General features: G+C 70.2%; 16 protein-coding genes. 5 read left to right on the forward strand and 11 right to left on the reverse strand.

Features of this window, described 5'->3' with window-relative positions; genetic code table 11:
- Nucleotides 1-53 precede the first annotated feature (53 nt).
- Nucleotides 54-995: a type I pantothenate kinase gene (gene coaA / locus MIAR_RS09625; RefSeq protein ID WP_285634743.1), complete on the reverse strand. Its 942-nt coding sequence runs from the start codon at nucleotides 993-995 to the stop codon at nucleotides 54-56.
- 89 nt (nucleotides 996-1,084) lie between these two features.
- Here coaA and MIAR_RS09630 point away from each other — a divergent pair, with 89 nt between their 5' ends.
- Nucleotides 1,085-2,035: a Ppx/GppA phosphatase family protein gene (locus MIAR_RS09630; protein WP_285634745.1), complete on the forward strand. Its 951-nt coding sequence runs from the start codon at nucleotides 1,085-1,087 to the stop codon at nucleotides 2,033-2,035.
- A 245-nt stretch (nucleotides 2,036-2,280) separates the two neighbouring features.
- Nucleotides 2,281-2,934, forward strand: a complete 654-nt coding sequence (locus MIAR_RS09635) for an arsenate reductase/protein-tyrosine-phosphatase family protein (protein WP_285634748.1) — start codon at nucleotides 2,281-2,283, stop codon at nucleotides 2,932-2,934.
- 13 nt (nucleotides 2,935-2,947) lie between these two features.
- Here the strand turns inward: MIAR_RS09635 and MIAR_RS09640 are convergent, their stop codons facing one another.
- Both MIAR_RS09640 and MIAR_RS09645 read right to left on the reverse strand, forming a co-directional pair.
- Nucleotides 2,948-3,847 carry a nucleotidyltransferase family protein gene (locus MIAR_RS09640; RefSeq protein WP_285634751.1) on the reverse strand — a complete coding sequence of 300 codons (900 nt, stop codon included), beginning with the start codon at nucleotides 3,845-3,847 and terminating at the stop codon, nucleotides 2,948-2,950.
- Between the two features lie 53 nt (nucleotides 3,848-3,900).
- Nucleotides 3,901-4,188 (reverse strand): PqqD family protein, encoded by a 288-nt coding sequence (locus tag MIAR_RS09645; protein ID WP_285634754.1) that lies wholly within the window; start codon nucleotides 4,186-4,188, stop codon nucleotides 3,901-3,903.
- A 74-nt stretch (nucleotides 4,189-4,262) separates the two neighbouring features.
- Between MIAR_RS09645 and MIAR_RS09650 the strand changes: the two genes are divergently transcribed.
- Nucleotides 4,263-5,135 (forward strand): helix-turn-helix domain-containing protein, encoded by an 873-nt coding sequence (locus tag MIAR_RS09650; protein ID WP_285634757.1) that lies wholly within the window; start codon nucleotides 4,263-4,265, stop codon nucleotides 5,133-5,135.
- A gap of 54 nt (nucleotides 5,136-5,189) precedes the next feature.
- Here the strand turns inward: MIAR_RS09650 and MIAR_RS09655 are convergent, their stop codons facing one another.
- The 4 genes from MIAR_RS09655 to MIAR_RS09670 all read right to left on the reverse strand — a co-directional run bounded on the left by MIAR_RS09655 (nucleotide 5,190) and on the right by MIAR_RS09670 (nucleotide 9,614).
- Complete coding sequence (locus MIAR_RS09655; protein ID WP_285634760.1) at nucleotides 5,190-6,236, reverse strand: ATP-binding protein; 1,047 nt, start codon at nucleotides 6,234-6,236, stop codon at nucleotides 5,190-5,192.
- A complete protein-coding gene (locus MIAR_RS09660) occupies nucleotides 6,233-7,753 on the reverse strand; it encodes a tyrosine-protein kinase domain-containing protein (RefSeq protein ID WP_285634763.1) in 1,521 nt (506 codons plus the stop codon). The genes MIAR_RS09655 and MIAR_RS09660 overlap by 4 nt, the downstream gene beginning before the upstream one ends.
- A gap of 190 nt (nucleotides 7,754-7,943) precedes the next feature.
- On the reverse strand, nucleotides 7,944-8,582 hold the full coding sequence (locus tag MIAR_RS09665) for a hypothetical protein (RefSeq protein WP_285634768.1): 639 nt from the start codon (nucleotides 8,580-8,582) through the stop codon (nucleotides 7,944-7,946).
- 156 nt (nucleotides 8,583-8,738) lie between these two features.
- On the reverse strand, nucleotides 8,739-9,614 hold the full coding sequence (locus MIAR_RS09670; RefSeq protein ID WP_285634771.1) for an AraC family transcriptional regulator: 876 nt from the start codon (nucleotides 9,612-9,614) through the stop codon (nucleotides 8,739-8,741).
- Between the two features lie 171 nt (nucleotides 9,615-9,785).
- On the opposite strand from MIAR_RS09670, the gene lepB reads away from it, so the two are divergent.
- Nucleotides 9,786-10,502 (forward strand): signal peptidase I, encoded by a 717-nt coding sequence (gene lepB / locus MIAR_RS09675; protein ID WP_285634774.1) that lies wholly within the window; start codon nucleotides 9,786-9,788, stop codon nucleotides 10,500-10,502.
- 176 nt (nucleotides 10,503-10,678) lie between these two features.
- Nucleotides 10,679-12,193 carry a sugar transferase gene (locus MIAR_RS09680; RefSeq protein ID WP_285634777.1) on the forward strand — a complete coding sequence of 505 codons (1,515 nt, stop codon included), beginning with the start codon at nucleotides 10,679-10,681 and terminating at the stop codon, nucleotides 12,191-12,193.
- 27 nt (nucleotides 12,194-12,220) lie between these two features.
- Here MIAR_RS09680 and MIAR_RS09685 read toward each other — a convergent pair whose 3' ends face one another.
- The 4 genes from MIAR_RS09685 to MIAR_RS09700 are packed head-to-tail and all read right to left on the reverse strand — an operon-like array spanning nucleotide 12,221 to nucleotide 15,485.
- A complete protein-coding gene (locus MIAR_RS09685; protein ID WP_285634780.1) occupies nucleotides 12,221-13,204 on the reverse strand; it encodes a MauE/DoxX family redox-associated membrane protein in 984 nt (327 codons plus the stop codon).
- Entirely contained in the window at nucleotides 13,201-13,404 is a 204-nt protein-coding gene (locus MIAR_RS09690; RefSeq protein ID WP_285634784.1) for a hypothetical protein, read from the reverse strand. Before MIAR_RS09690 ends, MIAR_RS09685 begins: the two co-directional genes overlap by 4 nt.
- 8 nt (nucleotides 13,405-13,412) lie before the next feature.
- The gene (locus MIAR_RS09695) at nucleotides 13,413-14,294 is read right to left on the reverse strand and encodes a nucleotidyltransferase family protein (RefSeq protein ID WP_285634787.1); all 882 of its coding nucleotides are present in this window, start codon (nucleotides 14,292-14,294) and stop codon (nucleotides 13,413-13,415) included.
- Between the two features lie 9 nt (nucleotides 14,295-14,303).
- Nucleotides 14,304-15,485 carry a glycosyltransferase gene (locus tag MIAR_RS09700; protein WP_285634790.1) on the reverse strand — a complete coding sequence of 394 codons (1,182 nt, stop codon included), beginning with the start codon at nucleotides 15,483-15,485 and terminating at the stop codon, nucleotides 14,304-14,306.
- Nucleotides 15,486-15,490 lie beyond the last annotated feature (5 nt).

Below are 15,490 nucleotides of genomic sequence, written 5' to 3' on the forward strand. Positions count from 1 at the left end.
CAAGGATAAGCGGGGGTTTTTGCGAGGCCTCTGAACGAACGTCGGAGCCGCGGTCACACCTTGCGCAGCTGCACGCTCTCCACGGCGTGGTCGGCACCCTTGCGCAGCACGAGCGTCGCGCGGTGCTTGGTGGGCATGACGTTCTCGAGCAGGTTCGGCATGTTGATCTCGTTCCAGTACCCGAGAGCCGTCGTCACCGCCTCGTCGTCGGTGAGGTGCGCGAACACGTTGAAGTACGACGACGGATTCGCGAACGCGCCCTTGCGCAGCGCGAGGAAGCGGTCGATGTACCAGCGCTCGATGTGCTCGGGGGCAGCGTCGACGTAGATCGAGAAGTCGAACAGGTCGCTGACGGCCACGTCGTTCGGGGCGGGCGGCGGCTGCAGCACGTTCAGCCCCTCCACGATCACCACGTCGGGGCTGCGCACGACCACGTGCGCGTCGGGCACGATGTCGTACCGCATGTGCGAGTAGAACGGCGCGCGCACCTCGGCCGCCCCGCTCTTCACCTCGGTGAGGAAGGAGATCAGCGCACGGCGGTCGTAGGACTCGGGGAAGCCCTTGCGGTCCATCAGGCCGCGACGCTCGAGTTCGGCGTTCGGATACAGGAAGCCGTCGGTGGTGACGAGCTCGACCCGCGGCGTCCCGGGCCAGCGGCTCATGAGCTCGCGCAGCAGACGGGCGATGGTCGACTTGCCGACCGCCACGGAGCCGGCGACGCCCACCACGAACGGCGTGGTGGAGTCGTCCTCCTGCAGGAACTCGCTGGTCGCGGCGCCCAGCTTGCGGATCGACGACGCGTACAGGCTGAGCAGGCGGCTCAGCGGCATGTAGACCTCGCGCACCTCGTCGAGGTTGAGCCGGTCGCCGATGCCGCGGATGCCGACGACCTCGGTCTCGCTGAGCGGCTGATCGAGACCTGCCGACAGGCGCGCCCAATCGGCGCGGTCGATCTCGCGGTACTGGGACAGCGGCAGATTGGGGGCGGCGGTCACGGGTTACATCGTATCCGCCGGGTGAACAGCGGATGTCGCGGCCATCGGAGAGGGATGTCGCGGCGCCCACGCACGAGTAATCTCGTGCCGTGCGCTTGGGAGTCCTCGACATCGGTTCCAACACCGTCCACATGCTGGCGGCGGACATCCACCCCGGTGGACGCCCGCTGGCGACGACGAGCGACCGGACGGTGCTGCGCCTGATGCGCTACCTCACACCCGGGGGCGCGATCAGCCCCGAGGGCGTCAGGGCTCTGGAGGATGCTGTCGATCAGGCGCGTCGGGTCGCCGACGCCGACGACCTGCACACCCTGATCGCCACCGCCACGAGCGCCGTGCGCGAGGCCGCCAACGGCGCGGAGGTCATCACCCGCATCGAGGCGCGGCTCGGTCAGCCGCTGCAGGTGCTGACCGGGGAGATGGAGGCCGAGCTCACATTCCTCGCCGTGCGACGCTGGTTCGGCTGGTCGGCGGGACGGCTGATGCTGCTCGACATCGGCGGCGGCTCGTTCGAGTTCGCCGCTGGCGAGGACGAGCTGCCCGAGGTCTCGGCATCCGCTCCCCTCGGCGCCGGCCGCATGACTCTGCAGTTCCTCAGCGACGATCCGCCCGGGGAGGAGCGCGTCGCCGTGCTGCGGGCGCACGCCGAGAGCACACTGGCACCGATCATCGAGAGCTTCCGCGTGCTCCCCGATCCCGACCACGTCGTCGGAACGTCGAAGGCGATCCGGTCGCTGGCACGGCTGGTCGGCTATCCGACGCGCGGCTGGTCCGGGTCGGAGCGGATGCTGCTCCCCCGCGCCTCGCTGGCATCGTGGGTGCCGCGCCTGGCCCGCATCCCGGCATCCGCTCGGCAGGAGCTCCCCGGGATCACGCCCGACCGCACGTTCCAGATCACGGCGGCCGCCGTGTGCCTGCTCACCGCGATGGAGATGCTGGACATCGACGAACTCGAGGTGTGCCCGTGGGCTCTGCGCGAGGGCGTGCTGCTGCGGTACATCGAGCAGTCCGGAATGGGCCCGACGGTACCACTGCGCTGACTTCCGCCGCCCGCCGCGGATCCGCGGGCGATCCCGGAATCGATGGTGGCTCGGAATGCAGCCGCGGCTAGAGTGTGAGGATGCATCGATCTGAGGATCGCGGCCTTCTGGGGAGGCCAGGCAGCGGAATCGACGCACCCATGGCGAGGACTCGCCGTGAGCGTCGCCTGCTGCGTGCGGACCCCGAAACGCCGCTGCCGGCCCTCGACTCCGACGGGCGGTCGCCGAGACCCCCGGAGACGACCATGACCGCTGGATCCGAGTTCTCCCTGGCCGCACTGTTCGCGAGCACCCATGAGGACGTCCCCGACGTGCAGCCGAACATCATGACGGTGTGCACCGGAAACATCTGCCGCTCGCCCCTGGCCGAGACCGTGCTGGCCACGCGGCTCGCCGACCTCGATCTCCGCGTGCACAGCGCGGGGACGCAGGCCCTCGTCGGGTACGGGATGCCGAACGAGGCGCGCACCCTCGCCGAGCGAAACGGCGTCTCACCGGAGCGCACCGCCGCGCATCGCGCGCGCCTGCTGTCCGAGACGCTGATGAACGACGCGGATCTGATCCTGACCATGACGGCTCAGCACAGCACCGCCGCCATGCAGCTCACCCCTCGTCGCATGCACAGCACGTTCACGGTGCGCGAGTTCGCGCGTCTGGCCGCCTCGCTCGACGACGGCGTGCTGCGGCGCATCGCCCGCAGTGCGGGCAACCCGCGGTCCCGTTTCGGCGTGCTGGTGCAGGCCGTCGCCGATCAGCGCGGCGTCGCGCCGCGGGCCGCCGGCGACGAGGACGTGATCGACCCGTACCGCCAGTCCCTCGAGGTGTACGAGCAGTCCGCCGCCCAGATGCTCCCCGCGCTGGATCAGGTGGAGCGGGTCGTCCGCATCGCCCTCGCCTGACACCCAGGATCGGTCAGCGCCGCCAGCGGGCGTAGTGCCACAGGGCGATGCCGCCGCGCCTCCAGCGCAGCATCCGGTGCGCCCACGCCTCGCGCATCGTCGGCAGGCGGTTCACGTCGTTGCGCGGGATCTCCTCGCGTGAGATCCACAGAGCGCGCGCGAGGACGGCCGGCTTGCGGTGCAGCGGCACCGAGCGCAGCGTGCTCAGCCAGGAGACGGCTGCGCCGTCCTCGACGGTCGCCCGGTTGGTCTCCCACAGCTGCATCTGGCGCGGCGTGGCATCCATCTCGTAGGGGCGCCCGACGAGGTCGAACAGCTCACGCAGCACCCACTGCGCCCTTCCGACGCATGCGACGTCGAGGAACTCCTCGCGCTCGGCATCCGAGAAGTCATCGATGAGCAGCTCCGCGACGCGCTCCAGCTCGCCGGCGTGGCGCACGGACTTGGTGTAGCGCACGGCATGCAGCGCCGCGATGACGGCACTCGCGGCCCGCGAGGGCACCGTCACCTCGCAGTGCGCCACCTCCATGGTCGAGCGAGTGCTCCACAGCCGCTCGAAGACGGTCTGGTCGTCGGCGAAGAATCCGGGGAACCGCACATGCGCGTCGATGTCGTTCGGCCAGTCGTCGCGGATGAGCGTGACCGAATGCGGTCCGAGCAGCGAGGGAACTTCGCGCTCCACGCGCAGGTGCCAGCCGTAGTCGCGCAGCAGCCGGCAGAACTCGTCGAAGCGGGCGGGGTCGACGATCACGTCGGCATCGGCGGCGACCCGCGGCCGACGCAGGCCGTATCGGTCGGCCACCAGTCCTTTGATCGACAGGGTGCGGATGCCGTGGTCGCGTCCGATCCGCGCCATCATGGCGTGCGCGAGTTCGTTCGCCTCGCCCAGCGCGAAATTCATGACAGTCGCCACGTCACCCCCCTTCCTCTCCGACCATACCGACGCTGCGCGCCGTGTGTTTCCACTCAGCCGGCGAGCAGCCGACGGGATCGCAGTTCGGCGAGCAGCCTGTCGACGTCGGAGCGAATCTCGTCGACCTGCACATCGAAGGTCTGGGCGAGCAGTCCCAGCAGCTCGTCCACCTCGATCGGACCGCGGATCGCGATCTCCTCCCAGATGACGGCCGAGGTGGATTCCAGCACCAGAGGGCTCGCGCCCGGCTGCGCGAGGTCGAGCGCGACGACGCGCGATGCGTCCGCGGTCCAGGCCACATCGTCGCCGATGCGCACCGATGCGCTCCCCCACCCCGTCACGCTTGGTAGCCTAGCGCCTGTGCGCGTCACACCCCCGGTGGCGTGCACGGCAACCGGACTGCATCCTCCCCCCAATGGCATCCTCCAGCGTCACCTCGTTGATCTCTGCGCACCTGGGCATCCCCACCCACGTCGCAGGGCTGGTCGCCGCGCGCTCTTTCCGGTCGATCACGATGACCTGGCATCGGGCCAGGGAGACGGCCTGGCGGTGGTCGCCGATCGAGGTGGGAACGCGACGCAGCACGGTGGTGCTCTTCCCTGGAGACGGTCGCAAGGTGCCGACCGCGGATGCTGCTCCCTCCGGTCCTGCGCCGCTCGGCCTGTTCCTTCCGCCTGACGCCGAGCAGAACCTGGAGTGGGAGCCGGGCTCTGATGTGCTGGCGGTGTGGGTGCCGGAGCGCCTGCTGCAGGAGTTCACCGAGGGCAGGACGCCGGATGCCGCTGTGCTGCACTCCTCGCCGCTCACGATCGGCTTCCGCACCTTCGCACAGGCCGTCGTGCGCCACGGGGACGAGGGCTCGTCCATGTCGCAGTATGCGATCGAGCGCCTCGTCGCCGAGATGCTGTTCGGGGCGCTGGTGGAGCAGCAGTCGATCGAGACGAGCCCTCGCCCCAGCTCACTCGTGGAACGGGCCCGCTCGATCATGCTGATGCACCGTGAGGACCCGAGCTTCTCCACCCCTCAGCTCGCCGCCGAGCTGCACATCTCCCCCCGGCAGCTGCAGCGCGCTTTCGCGGGCGCCGGTCTCCGACCGGGAGACATGCTGCGCCGGATGCGCATCGAACTCGCGGAGTCGATGCTGCGCAACCCGCTGTACACGGGCCTGACGGTGGAGGAGATCTCACGCTATGCGGGCTTCACGTCCGCCCTGCAGCTGCGTCGGGCGCTGCACGCCGAGGGCTCCCCCGCACCCGTCGAGCTGCGCAACGCCGAGCGCGGCGCCTGAGCGCGCGCGGGCACCTGCCCGCCGTCGGCCGAGCGGATGCCGAGCGCGGGCGGATCAGTCGCGGCTGAGCACGCCGGCGACGACGAGCTCGTCCACCGCGTCTTCGACGATCTGCCGCGCGGAACCCGTCGGAGGCTCGCCGTGCGCGTCCACCACGGCGGCGATGATGCCGCCGAGGTCGGCGCCGTCGGCCGCCGCCTGCCAGATGACGGGCGCGATGCCGTCGAGGACCTTCAGCTCGGACTCCACCATCACGATCAGGTAGTCGTCGGACCGGATGGCGTCTCGCGCCTGCGCGACGCCGTACGGACCGCTCACGGCCGGCAGAGCCAGCGGATGCCATTCGGATGCCGCGGGTTCTGCGCTGAGGATCTCGGACATCACCGCGGGCACGATCTCGGCGTCGGGATAGCGCAGCATCCGCACGCCCCCGACCGCATCGCACAGACGGGCGATCGACTGGAGCGGGGCGGGGTGGTCGCGCAGGTAGCTCATCTGCGTCACCAGTTCGGGCAGCGCTTCGGCCAGCGGCACGGTGCTCAGCTGCGGGGCTCCGAGCTCCGGATCGCGATCGATCAGCACGAGTCCGCTGAGCCGCAGCGGCACGGCGGGCACCGGGAGCAGCCCCGCGTCGACGGGCGAGACCTGCTCCTTGGGGAGGTCCTTGCGCACCACGGACAGCGGCTTGCGGTACGGATGCACGGACCGGGACTCATCCGCGGCGACGGTCTCGTCGGAGACGTAGCCGAACCGACGGCCCAGCGCCCGGCTGAGGGTCGTCTTGCCACGCCCGGACGGCCCGACGAACGCGACAACGCGCCCCTCGGCGTCCGCCACACCCGCCGCATGGAACATCAGCGCGCGTCCCCGTAGCGCCTCCAGCGCAGCGAGCGTCACGTCGACCGTCAGCTGCTCCATCCCCTGATCGAAGGATGCCCCAGCATTGAAGGACACAGTGAGCTCAGGTGGCGTCGCCACATCAGCGCTGATCGCACCGCTCCACGCCGCGCGGAGCTGCTCGCGCTGTGCGGCGTCGAGAGCGTCCCCCGGCTCGATCAGGACGCGCAGGCCGAGCACGTCGACGACCAGGTCCACCGTCATGACGCGCGATGCGTGCTTCTGCGCAGTGGAGCCCCGTCGTCATCGCGTGCCGCCGGCTCGCTGCGCACGGGCTCGCTGCTCGGCGTGCTCGCGAGCAGCTGAGCGGCCTCGTCCTCGGGCTTCTCCACGCGGTAGTAGTCGCCGTGGTACTGGTAGCCGTAATAGGCGGCGCCGCTTCCGCGCCGCGGGACGCGGTTGAGCACGATGCCCAGGGCACGGGCGCCGGCTCGGTCGAGGTTGCTGAGCGCCTTGCCGAGCACCTCGAACGTGGTCTTGCCGACGGTGGCGACGACGATCGCGCCGTCGGTGCTGTGGGCGAGGACGGCAGCGTCGGTCACGGGGATCAGCGGCGGGGCGTCGATGATCACGATCGCCTCGCGGGAGATCGCCTCGAGCAGCTCCTTCATGCGCGCGGAGCCGAGCACCTCGCTCGGGTTCGGCGGGATCTTGCCCGCTCCGATGACCAGCAGCCGCCCGTTGCCGCCGACGCGGTGCGCGACATCGGCCAGCTCGGCACGCCCGGCCAGCACATCGGAGAGGCCGACACCCTTGGGCAGGCCGAAGACCGTGTCGATCATGGGACGACGCAGGTCACCGTCGATCAGGACGACCTTCTGGCCGCTGGAGGCGAGGGTGATCGCCAGGTTCGAGGCGGTGGTCGACTTGCCGTCGCCCGGAAGCGGGCTGGTGATGACCATCACCCGCGGCGGGTTGTCGACGTCCATGAATTGGATGTTGGTGCGCAGCTCGCGCATCGCCTCGGCGATCGCGAACAGGTGCGCCTTGGAGCTGTTGGCGGAGTTGCCGCCGTCGAACGGGATGAGGCGGTCGTCAGCGGTGAACGACTTCTCCTCCGGGACGGTGCCCACCACCGCGACGCCGGTCTCGCGCTCCACTGCGGCGACATCACGGATGCGGCGGTCGAGGGTGTAGCGCAGAAGGCCGTAGCCGATCGCGAGGGCGAGGCCCACGAGGGCGCCGATCGCGAGCGCGAGCTTGGTGTTGGGCGACGACGGGCTCCCGGGCAGACGCGCGGAGTCGACGGCGCTGAGGAAGACGGTACCGGTCTTGTCGGGATCGCCGGACTCGATCTTGTTGACCTCGGCGATCATCGCGCGCACCCAGGCCTCCGCGAGATCGCGGGACTGCTCCGGGCTCGAGCCGTTCGCCGTCACCTTCAGCGAGGTGGTGTCGATCGGGTTCGTGATGCTGACCTGGTTGATCAGCGAATCGGGCGATTTCGCGAGGTCGAGCTCTGTGATCACGCGGTCGGCGACCGAACGGCTCTGGCCGATCTCGACATAGGTCTTGACGCGCTGCGCGGCGATGCTGTTGCCGAGGCTGACCGTCCCGAGCTCCTCACCGCTCACAGTCCGCACGAGAGCCGTGGCGTCCGCCGTGTACACCTTGGGCTGCGTCAGCGTCCAGCCGAAGGCGAGCACGACGGCGCCCACGATGACGGCCAACATGCCCAGCCAGTGTGCGCGGAAGATCCGCAGGTAGTCCCTCAACTCCATGCGCGCGTGCACCCCTCAGTCCGTACGACGCAATAATGCCTTCGAATCTAGCAGTCGGCCTCGGAATCTCGTTGTCCCAGCGCGCCCGGCGAAGACGAACATGCGCCCGATTCACGCTACTTCACGACATCCGGGAACAGAAAAGCGCGGGCCGAACGAGACGTTCGACCCGCGCTCAGCGCTGCATCGCTCAGGAGGTGAGCACCCCGTTGTCGGGGGTGAGGTCAGTCCAGTTGACCGTGCCGGTACCCAGCACCACTCCGCCGACGCTGCTCGTGCTCAGGTTGAACGTGAGGGTGTAGGTGCACTCCACCTGAGGCAGCGGCAGGATCGGAATGAAGATGGCCGTGAAGCTCATCGTCACGCTCGTCGGCTTCTTCGGGTAGTTGAGGCCGAGGCCGTTCGGCATCGGGATCGACCCGAGCACCGTGAACGGCGTGGTGAAGGCGCTGATCTGGCCGATCGTGCCTGCGCCACTCGTCGCCCCCAGCGTGAACTGCTTGGTGGTGCCATCGTTGAAGCTGATGCTTCCGCCGAGGCCGATCACCGTGTACGCCGGCTTGAAGAAGCCGACATCGCAGCCCGAGCTGTCGAGGTTGAAGATCGTCGTTCCCGTGACAGTGCCGAGGCCGAGGGCCGTCACCGACTGAGCGGTGAAGGCGCCGATGCTCCCGAGCTGCAGACAGCCGCATCCCGGGTTTCCCGTCGAGGCCGATGCCAGCGGCATGGCGACGGCGGCGGCGATGGCGGGAACCGACCAGGCGGCTCCCTTGACGACCGTGCGGCGGTCGATCGTGCGCGGTGCTCCCGCGGTGACATTCTCAGTCATATGCTGTGTTTCCCCTCAACAAGCTGTACCCAGTGGCGTCGGGCGGCTTCTCAGGGCCGCACACCATCGATGATCTGAGCACCGGGGAGAGCACTCAACGCGCCTGTCGCACTTTCCACGAGTCCTGTCGCAAAGCGGATCTCGTCGCCCGAGGCCTCAGCCCACCGGCATCCGCTCGCTCCGGGCGCGAGCCGGAAGCGGGAGTCCGCGGCCGGCGAATGCGCGCCGGAGTGCCGAGGGCGTGCGAAGACCCGCATGGATCGCGATCTCGCTGATGCTCAGCGAGTCGTACGCCGGATCGCCGAGCAGCTCGTTGGCGAGATCGATGCGCATGCCGCGCAGCTCATCAGCCGGCGAGCTGTTCTCCGCCGCGAACATCCGCTGCAGGTGGCGAGTCGACATGTGCATCTCCTGCGCGAGTTCGGCGACCCCGAACTCCCCCTCCGCACGGCGCATCAGCATCAGCGAACGGGCTCGGTCGATGGGTCTGTCCTCGCGAGCGCCCGCCACGTTCTTCGGCACCGACTCGAGCAGCGCACCGAACGCCATCTCGGCGAGCACGCGCTCCACGAGATAGTCGGTGTACGGCGTCGCGTCCGACGGCTGCACGAGCAGAGAGGTCAGGAAGGCCCGCAGCCCGACGGTCAGCGGCGTCGGCGACAGGACCTGCCGGGGCGACTGAACGCCTGTCTCGACCTCGAGAAGCGAGTCCCACGGCAGCCAGACTCCGACGGCCTTGCCACGAGCCTGCGCCGAAAGGTGCAGGTCGCGATGCGGATGCAGGAACACGGCGCTCCCGACCTCGGCGCGCTCCTCGCCCAGGTCGCCGTCGACCATGACAGGGACGTCGACGAACACGAGCCCCGCCAGTGCGTCCCGCCCCGTCGGCTGCCGGCGCCACGACCAGCGCGCGCCCCCGTCGAATGTATAGCTCGTCGCGAGCGTGCTGCGATGGCGGCATACCGCCTCGGGCTTCTCCGAGCCCGGCCCCAGCTGCCGCATGACCGCGGCGACGTCGATCAGATTCCCCATAACGGACCTCCCCAGATCCACGACACGCCCGGCCCCATCCGTCAGCGTTCGTTCGGGACAGCATAGACCCCCAAAGGCCATTTCGCGACACCGCACGCACGAAGATGCGACCTCGCCGGCGATCAGCATCCGCTCCCCGGGTCGATCAGCAAGGTGCGGCATGCTGTATGCGTGACCTCCGCAGACGACGCATCCCCTGCCCCTCGCCCGCTGTGGCGGCGCATCACGGGCAGCACGTGGTTCCACCTGATCCTGGCGTTCGTGGTGGTCGGGGCGGTGCTGTCGTTCGTGGCGAAGCCGTACGCGGTGCCCTCGGGCTCCATGGAGCAGACGCTCACCCCCGGTGATCGGGTGCTCGTCAACCGGCTCGCGTTCGTGGGCGGCGGCCCCAGCACGGGCGACATCGTCGTGTTCGATGCGGACGAGACCTGGGGTCCGGACGGCACCGCCGACGACGGTCCGCTCAAGGGCGTGCTGCGCTGGATCGGCGAGGTCACGGGATTCGGCCCCTCCGGTCCGCACACCCTCATCAAGCGGGTCATCGCGGGACCGGGTCAGACCGTCTCCTGCTGCGACGCCGAGGGCCGCCTGCTGGTCGACGGCAAACCCCTCGACGAGCCGTACGTGTTCGAGGACATCCCCTTCACGCCGGGCTCCCTGGACTGCACCTCCACGCCGGCCTCGCTCCGCTGCCTCCCCGAGGTGACGGTCCCCGCAGGCTCGTATCTGGTCCTCGGCGACCATCGCTCGAACTCCGCCGACGGTGCGTACCCCTGCCGGACTCCGGACGCCGATGCGGCCACCTGCTACCGCTGGGCGAAACGCGATGAGATCGTCGGGAAGGCCGTCGCGATCCTCTGGCCGGTCGGCCGGTGGAGCGGTCTCTGAGGATTCGGCGCAAGCCGATATATCCGGGGCTGTACGTCTGGGGTTTGACGGCTTAGACTGCAGACAGTCCTCCTGTGGGAGGAGGATGACGTCGCTTGCTGGGGCAGCGACGAAGCGCTGGGTGCACGATCCGTCGTGTGCGCTGCGCGTGGGACGAAATCCTCTGGGGAGGGATCGTGGCCGTATCCGAGCCATGGGGTGCGCACTGGGGTGCGATAGGACAGGCGGGTCAGACGTCTGCGGTGGCGTTCGCGCCGCCGGCGTCATCGAGCGCGAACTGGCAAGCGGCGTACCGTCGTCGCCTCGTCGTCACCGACGCGATCATCGTCGTGGTGGCGGTCTTCGGTGCCCAGTTCCTGCGCTTCGGTGAGGACTCCGCGAGTCTGTACATCCCGGGCTTCAGCGGCAGCAGCTTCACACTGGCGTACACGCTCGTCTCGGCGGTGTTCGCCGTCGCATGGCTTGTGGGGCTCCGCCTGCACGGCACCCGCGATCCGAAGACCGTGGGCAACGGCACGCAGGAGTACCGCAGCATCGCCGACGCCAGCATCCGCACCTTCGGCATCCTGACGATCGCCGCCTTCCTGCTGCACATCGAGGTGGCGCGCGCGTATCTGCTGCTCGCGCTTCCCGTGGGACTGCTCCTGCTGATCGCGGGCCGCTGGATGTGGCGCGGCTGGCTCAGCGCGCAGCGCTCGCAGGGCCGCTTCCTCACGCGGATCGTGATCGTGGGCGAGCACGCCAAGTCGGTGCACATCGCGCGGGAGGTGCAGCGCGACCACACCGCGGGCTACGAGATCATCGGCGCGGTCACCGAGCGCGGCCACGGGCTGCTGCTCCCGGGCATCCCCGTGATCGGCGACCTCGACGGCATGCTGCCCGCCCTCGAGTCGGTGGGCGCGGATGCCGTCGTCTACAGCGGCTCCGACCTGATCTCGCCCCCGCGGCTGCGTCAGTTCGGCTGGGAGCTGCAGACCCGCAGCATCGACCTCATCGTCGCCGCTGCGCTGACGGACATCGCCGGACCCCGCATCCACGCCCGCCCGGTCGCCGGGCTCTCGCTCATCCACGTGGACTACCCGGAGTTCACCGGCATGCGGTACGCCACCAAGCGCGCGTTCGACGTGTGCGTCTCAGCGCTCGCGCTGCTGGTGCTCTCGCCGCTGCTGCTGGCGCTCGCCTTCGCGGTGCGCACAGACGGCGGGCCGGCGCTGTTCATGCAGGAGCGCATCGGGCTGGACGGACGGCGCTTCCGGCTGCTGAAGTTCCGGTCGATGGTGCCGGATGCCGAGGACATGCTCTCCAACCTGCTGGCGTTCTCCGACGGCAACGGCGTGCTGTTCAAGATGCGTGACGACCCGCGGGTGACCAAGGTGGGCGGCGTTCTGCGGCGGTTCAGCCTGGATGAGCTGCCGCAGCTGTGGAACGTGCTGCGCGGCGACATGTCATTGATCGGCCCTCGCCCGCCGCTGATGCGCGAGGTGCAGAACTACGAGGACTTCGCGCAGCGTCGTCTGCTCGTCAAGCCGGGCATCACGGGCCTCTGGCAGGTGAGCGGTCGCTCGGACCTGTCGTGGGAGGACAGCGTCCGCCTCGACCTCTACTACGTGGAGAACTGGTCGCTGACCGGCGACCTCGTCATCCTCTGGCGCACGGTCCGCACCCTGCTGCGCCCCCACGGCGCCTACTGAACTGCTCCTGTACCGGGCGCAGGACGGTCAGGCGTCCGGGCGGGTGCCGTGCAGGGACTCGTAGATGTCGGCGACGAATTCCTCGATATCGGGATGCCCGACCACCGGGCCGCCCGCGAGCAGGCCGTCCGCACCCAGCAGCACCGCGCTCGGCGTGCGCGGCATCTCCAGGGAATCGCGCACGTACCCGTCGGGGTCGTGCAGCGTGAACGGCTCGATGGCGCTCGCCATCGGACTCGCATCCGGCGTGCTGCGCACCAGCAGCTGCACGGATGCCTCAGGCAGCAGCTCGCGGTAGGCGTCGGCACGCTCGATCACCGGCGTGCACGAGCCGCAGGTCTCCGACACCGAGAGCAGCAGGATCGGCTTCTCCATCGACAGCGCCCGCAGGTTCATGACGGCACCGTCGCCCCGCGTGACCGGCACAGCCGGCGTGCGCGCGCGGAGGTACTCCCCCAGCTCCTCGTCGGAGATCCCCGAGGGAGCAGCAGTCACCACCTCCGGTGCCGCCGGCTGATTCACCAGCACGAACGTCACGGCGACGGCGGCGAGGCCCAGAGTCCAGGGCCACAGCCACGTCGCCACCGCGGCGACCCCGCCCAGCAGTGGCGTCGAGCCGACGCCCACTACGGCGAACGCCGCCATCAGCACCAGCCAGGCGTTGCGCAGCAGCGTGCGCGTGGTGATGGGCTTGCGCTCGCCGAAGCATGCGCACGATGCATCCGGGGTGCTCTGCTTCGCCCGCCACACCATCACCAGGTAGACGGCGAAGAGCACGGTCGCGACGCTCGCGGCGAGAACGCCCAGCACGCCGCCGAGCACGAGCAGGGCCGCAGCCAGCACGATCTCGGCGATCGGATGCAGCCGCATCAGCCATGGACGACGCAGCACCGCGGGCACACCGAGCTCAGCCCATCCGGCCTCATCATCGGGCGTGCGCAGCTTGGCGATACCACTGACGAGCAGCACCCCCACGACGATCAGCGCGGGCGCGAACGCGAAGTAGATCATGTGTCCCCATCGATCGTGAGCAGCTCAGCGGCGACGAGCGCCCTGACGTAGTCATTGTCCCGGACCTCGCGGCCCTCGAGGGCCGCACGCCAGATATCGGCCGCCTCGTCGGCGAGCACCAGGATCGGCCCGTCCGGCAGCGCGGCCGCGTAGTACACGCCGTCCTGCTCCACCGAACCGACGTCAGATCCCAGGCTCACACGCATCGTCACTGCACCCTCCCGCTGCGGCCCCGCTCGCCTCCACGGCCGAGCGCCTCCCGCGCCGCCGACGCCGCGCGTCGTAGGCCGGCGACGAGCACATCCCGCGTGGTGGGCGTGCGGCCCAGTTCGTGAGCGAGGCGGCTCCGGTTCACACGCGGGGCGCGCAGCAGCACCCGGAGTGCGGCCCCCGGCGTGCGGGCCGCTCGCACCCGGCCCCACCACTCCTGCATCCGCGAACCGCCCTCGGAGACGGCCTTCCAGAGGGCGTGGTCGCGATGACGGCGCCATTCGTGGAGGGTGCCGGTCACCACGGATGCCGCGACGTCGGCGTCGAGCTCGGTGATCAGCGCCGACACTTCGGCGCGCGACGCGGGCGAAAGCCGCGACAGGTATTCGAGTGCCTCATCCCGCTCGGCGACATCCCCGCGTGCGGCGTTGAGCACGAACAGCGCGCCCTGCCCCACGAGGCTCGGCACGACGATCCCCCGCTCGGCCACCGTACGCGGCAGATGGCCGTCCCACAGCCGGTCGAACGCGACCACGTCCGCGATGCCCACCCCGGGGAAGCGCCGGTGCAGGTCGACATAGCCCCAGTCCTGGTGCCAGTAAGTCTGAGCGTGTCCGAACGGCGAGCCCTCGTCGAAGGTGCTGTAGACCTCCCAGCCGTGGCCGAGCAGGGCGCGGTGCACATCGTCGACCCCGGCCGGGTCGACGATCACGTCGACGTCGCTGCCGCCGCGCACGTCAGGACGGATGCCGGGGTCGAGCACGGCACCCTTGATGTGCAGCATCCGCACGCCCAGCCGGTCAGCGATGACCTGCAGACCGGCACGGCACAGCGAGATCCGCACGGTCAGCGGGATCGGCGTCTCCTGCAAGGCTCCCACGGCGTCAGCTTAGGCCAGCACGGGCGCCGCGCCCGCTCCGGCCGCCGAACGCCTCGCGCGCGTCAGCGTCTCGCCGTACGCGTCCGCATGGGCGCGTGCGACGGCGGTGTCGTCCAGCAGGCCGGGCGTGTGCTTGCCGGCATCCGCGAGCCGGGCGCGCAGCGCCGCGTCGCCGCCCAGCGTGCGCAGGGCGTCGGCGAGCTGCGGGATGCTGCGCGGAGGCACGCGCACGCCATTGCGGCCATCCTGCACCCACTCGACCGGACCGCCCTCGTCGGCGACGATCGCGGCCGTGCCCGCGGCCAGGTACTGCAGCACGTTCTGCCCGAGCGGCTCGGCGCGAGTGGAGTACTGCACCGCGATGTCCCAGCCGGCTATGCGCGTCGCGGTGTCGTCGACATGGCCCGGGAGCAACACGCGAGCGCCCAGCCCGAGCTCGTCGGCACGGGCGCGCAGCGACTCGGCGAAGCCGTCGTGCGCGAAGGGCGCTCCGCCCGCCAGATCCAGCTGCGCGTCACCGTCGCGGAAGGCGAGGGCGAAGGCCTCGAGCAGCTCGCGCTGTCCCTTCCACGGGTCGATGCGCGCCAGCATCCCGACCCGCAGCGGGCCGACATGCGGACTGGCCGCGGCGACCGGGCGGATCCCCGAGGCGCTGGGGATGCTGACGGCGACCGCGCCGCGCCGCAGGAACGGGCGGGCGCTCTCGAGGGTCGTGCGGGAGTTCGCGATCACGCCGTCCGCCCTCGGCAGCACCAGGTCCGTCATCAGCCGGTAGCCGAACCCGCCCAGGCTCTCCCGCTCGACGAGATCCCGCAGATGCACGACGAACGGCTTGCGCGAACCGCGCACCGCGAGCGCCCCGTACGCGGCGGAGCGCGTGCTGTTGGCGACGACGATGTCACTGCCCCGCACCGCGCGGTGCCAGCGGACGGCGGCCGCCTGCGCTGCGAGTCGCGCGCCCAGTTCGGCGAGGCGGAGCGGCGACGAGCCGCTGCCCCCGCTCGGCTGCCGCGCGCCCGCGAACATCAGCGGCACGTCGGAGGGCAGCCGATCGAAGACGCCGGCCCCCTCCTTCGCCGGAAGAAGCACGGATGCCGCCCAGTCAGGCTGCGCGTTGAGCAGGCGCAGCAGAGCCAGCTCGGCCCCGCCGCGGACGGCTGTGTGGTCGAGGTGCACGACCCGTGGCCGCACGTCCC

This window comes from Microbacterium arabinogalactanolyticum, from assembly GCF_030268005.1.
Classification (GTDB): Bacteria; Actinomycetota; Actinomycetes; order Actinomycetales; family Microbacteriaceae; genus Microbacterium; species Microbacterium arabinogalactanolyticum.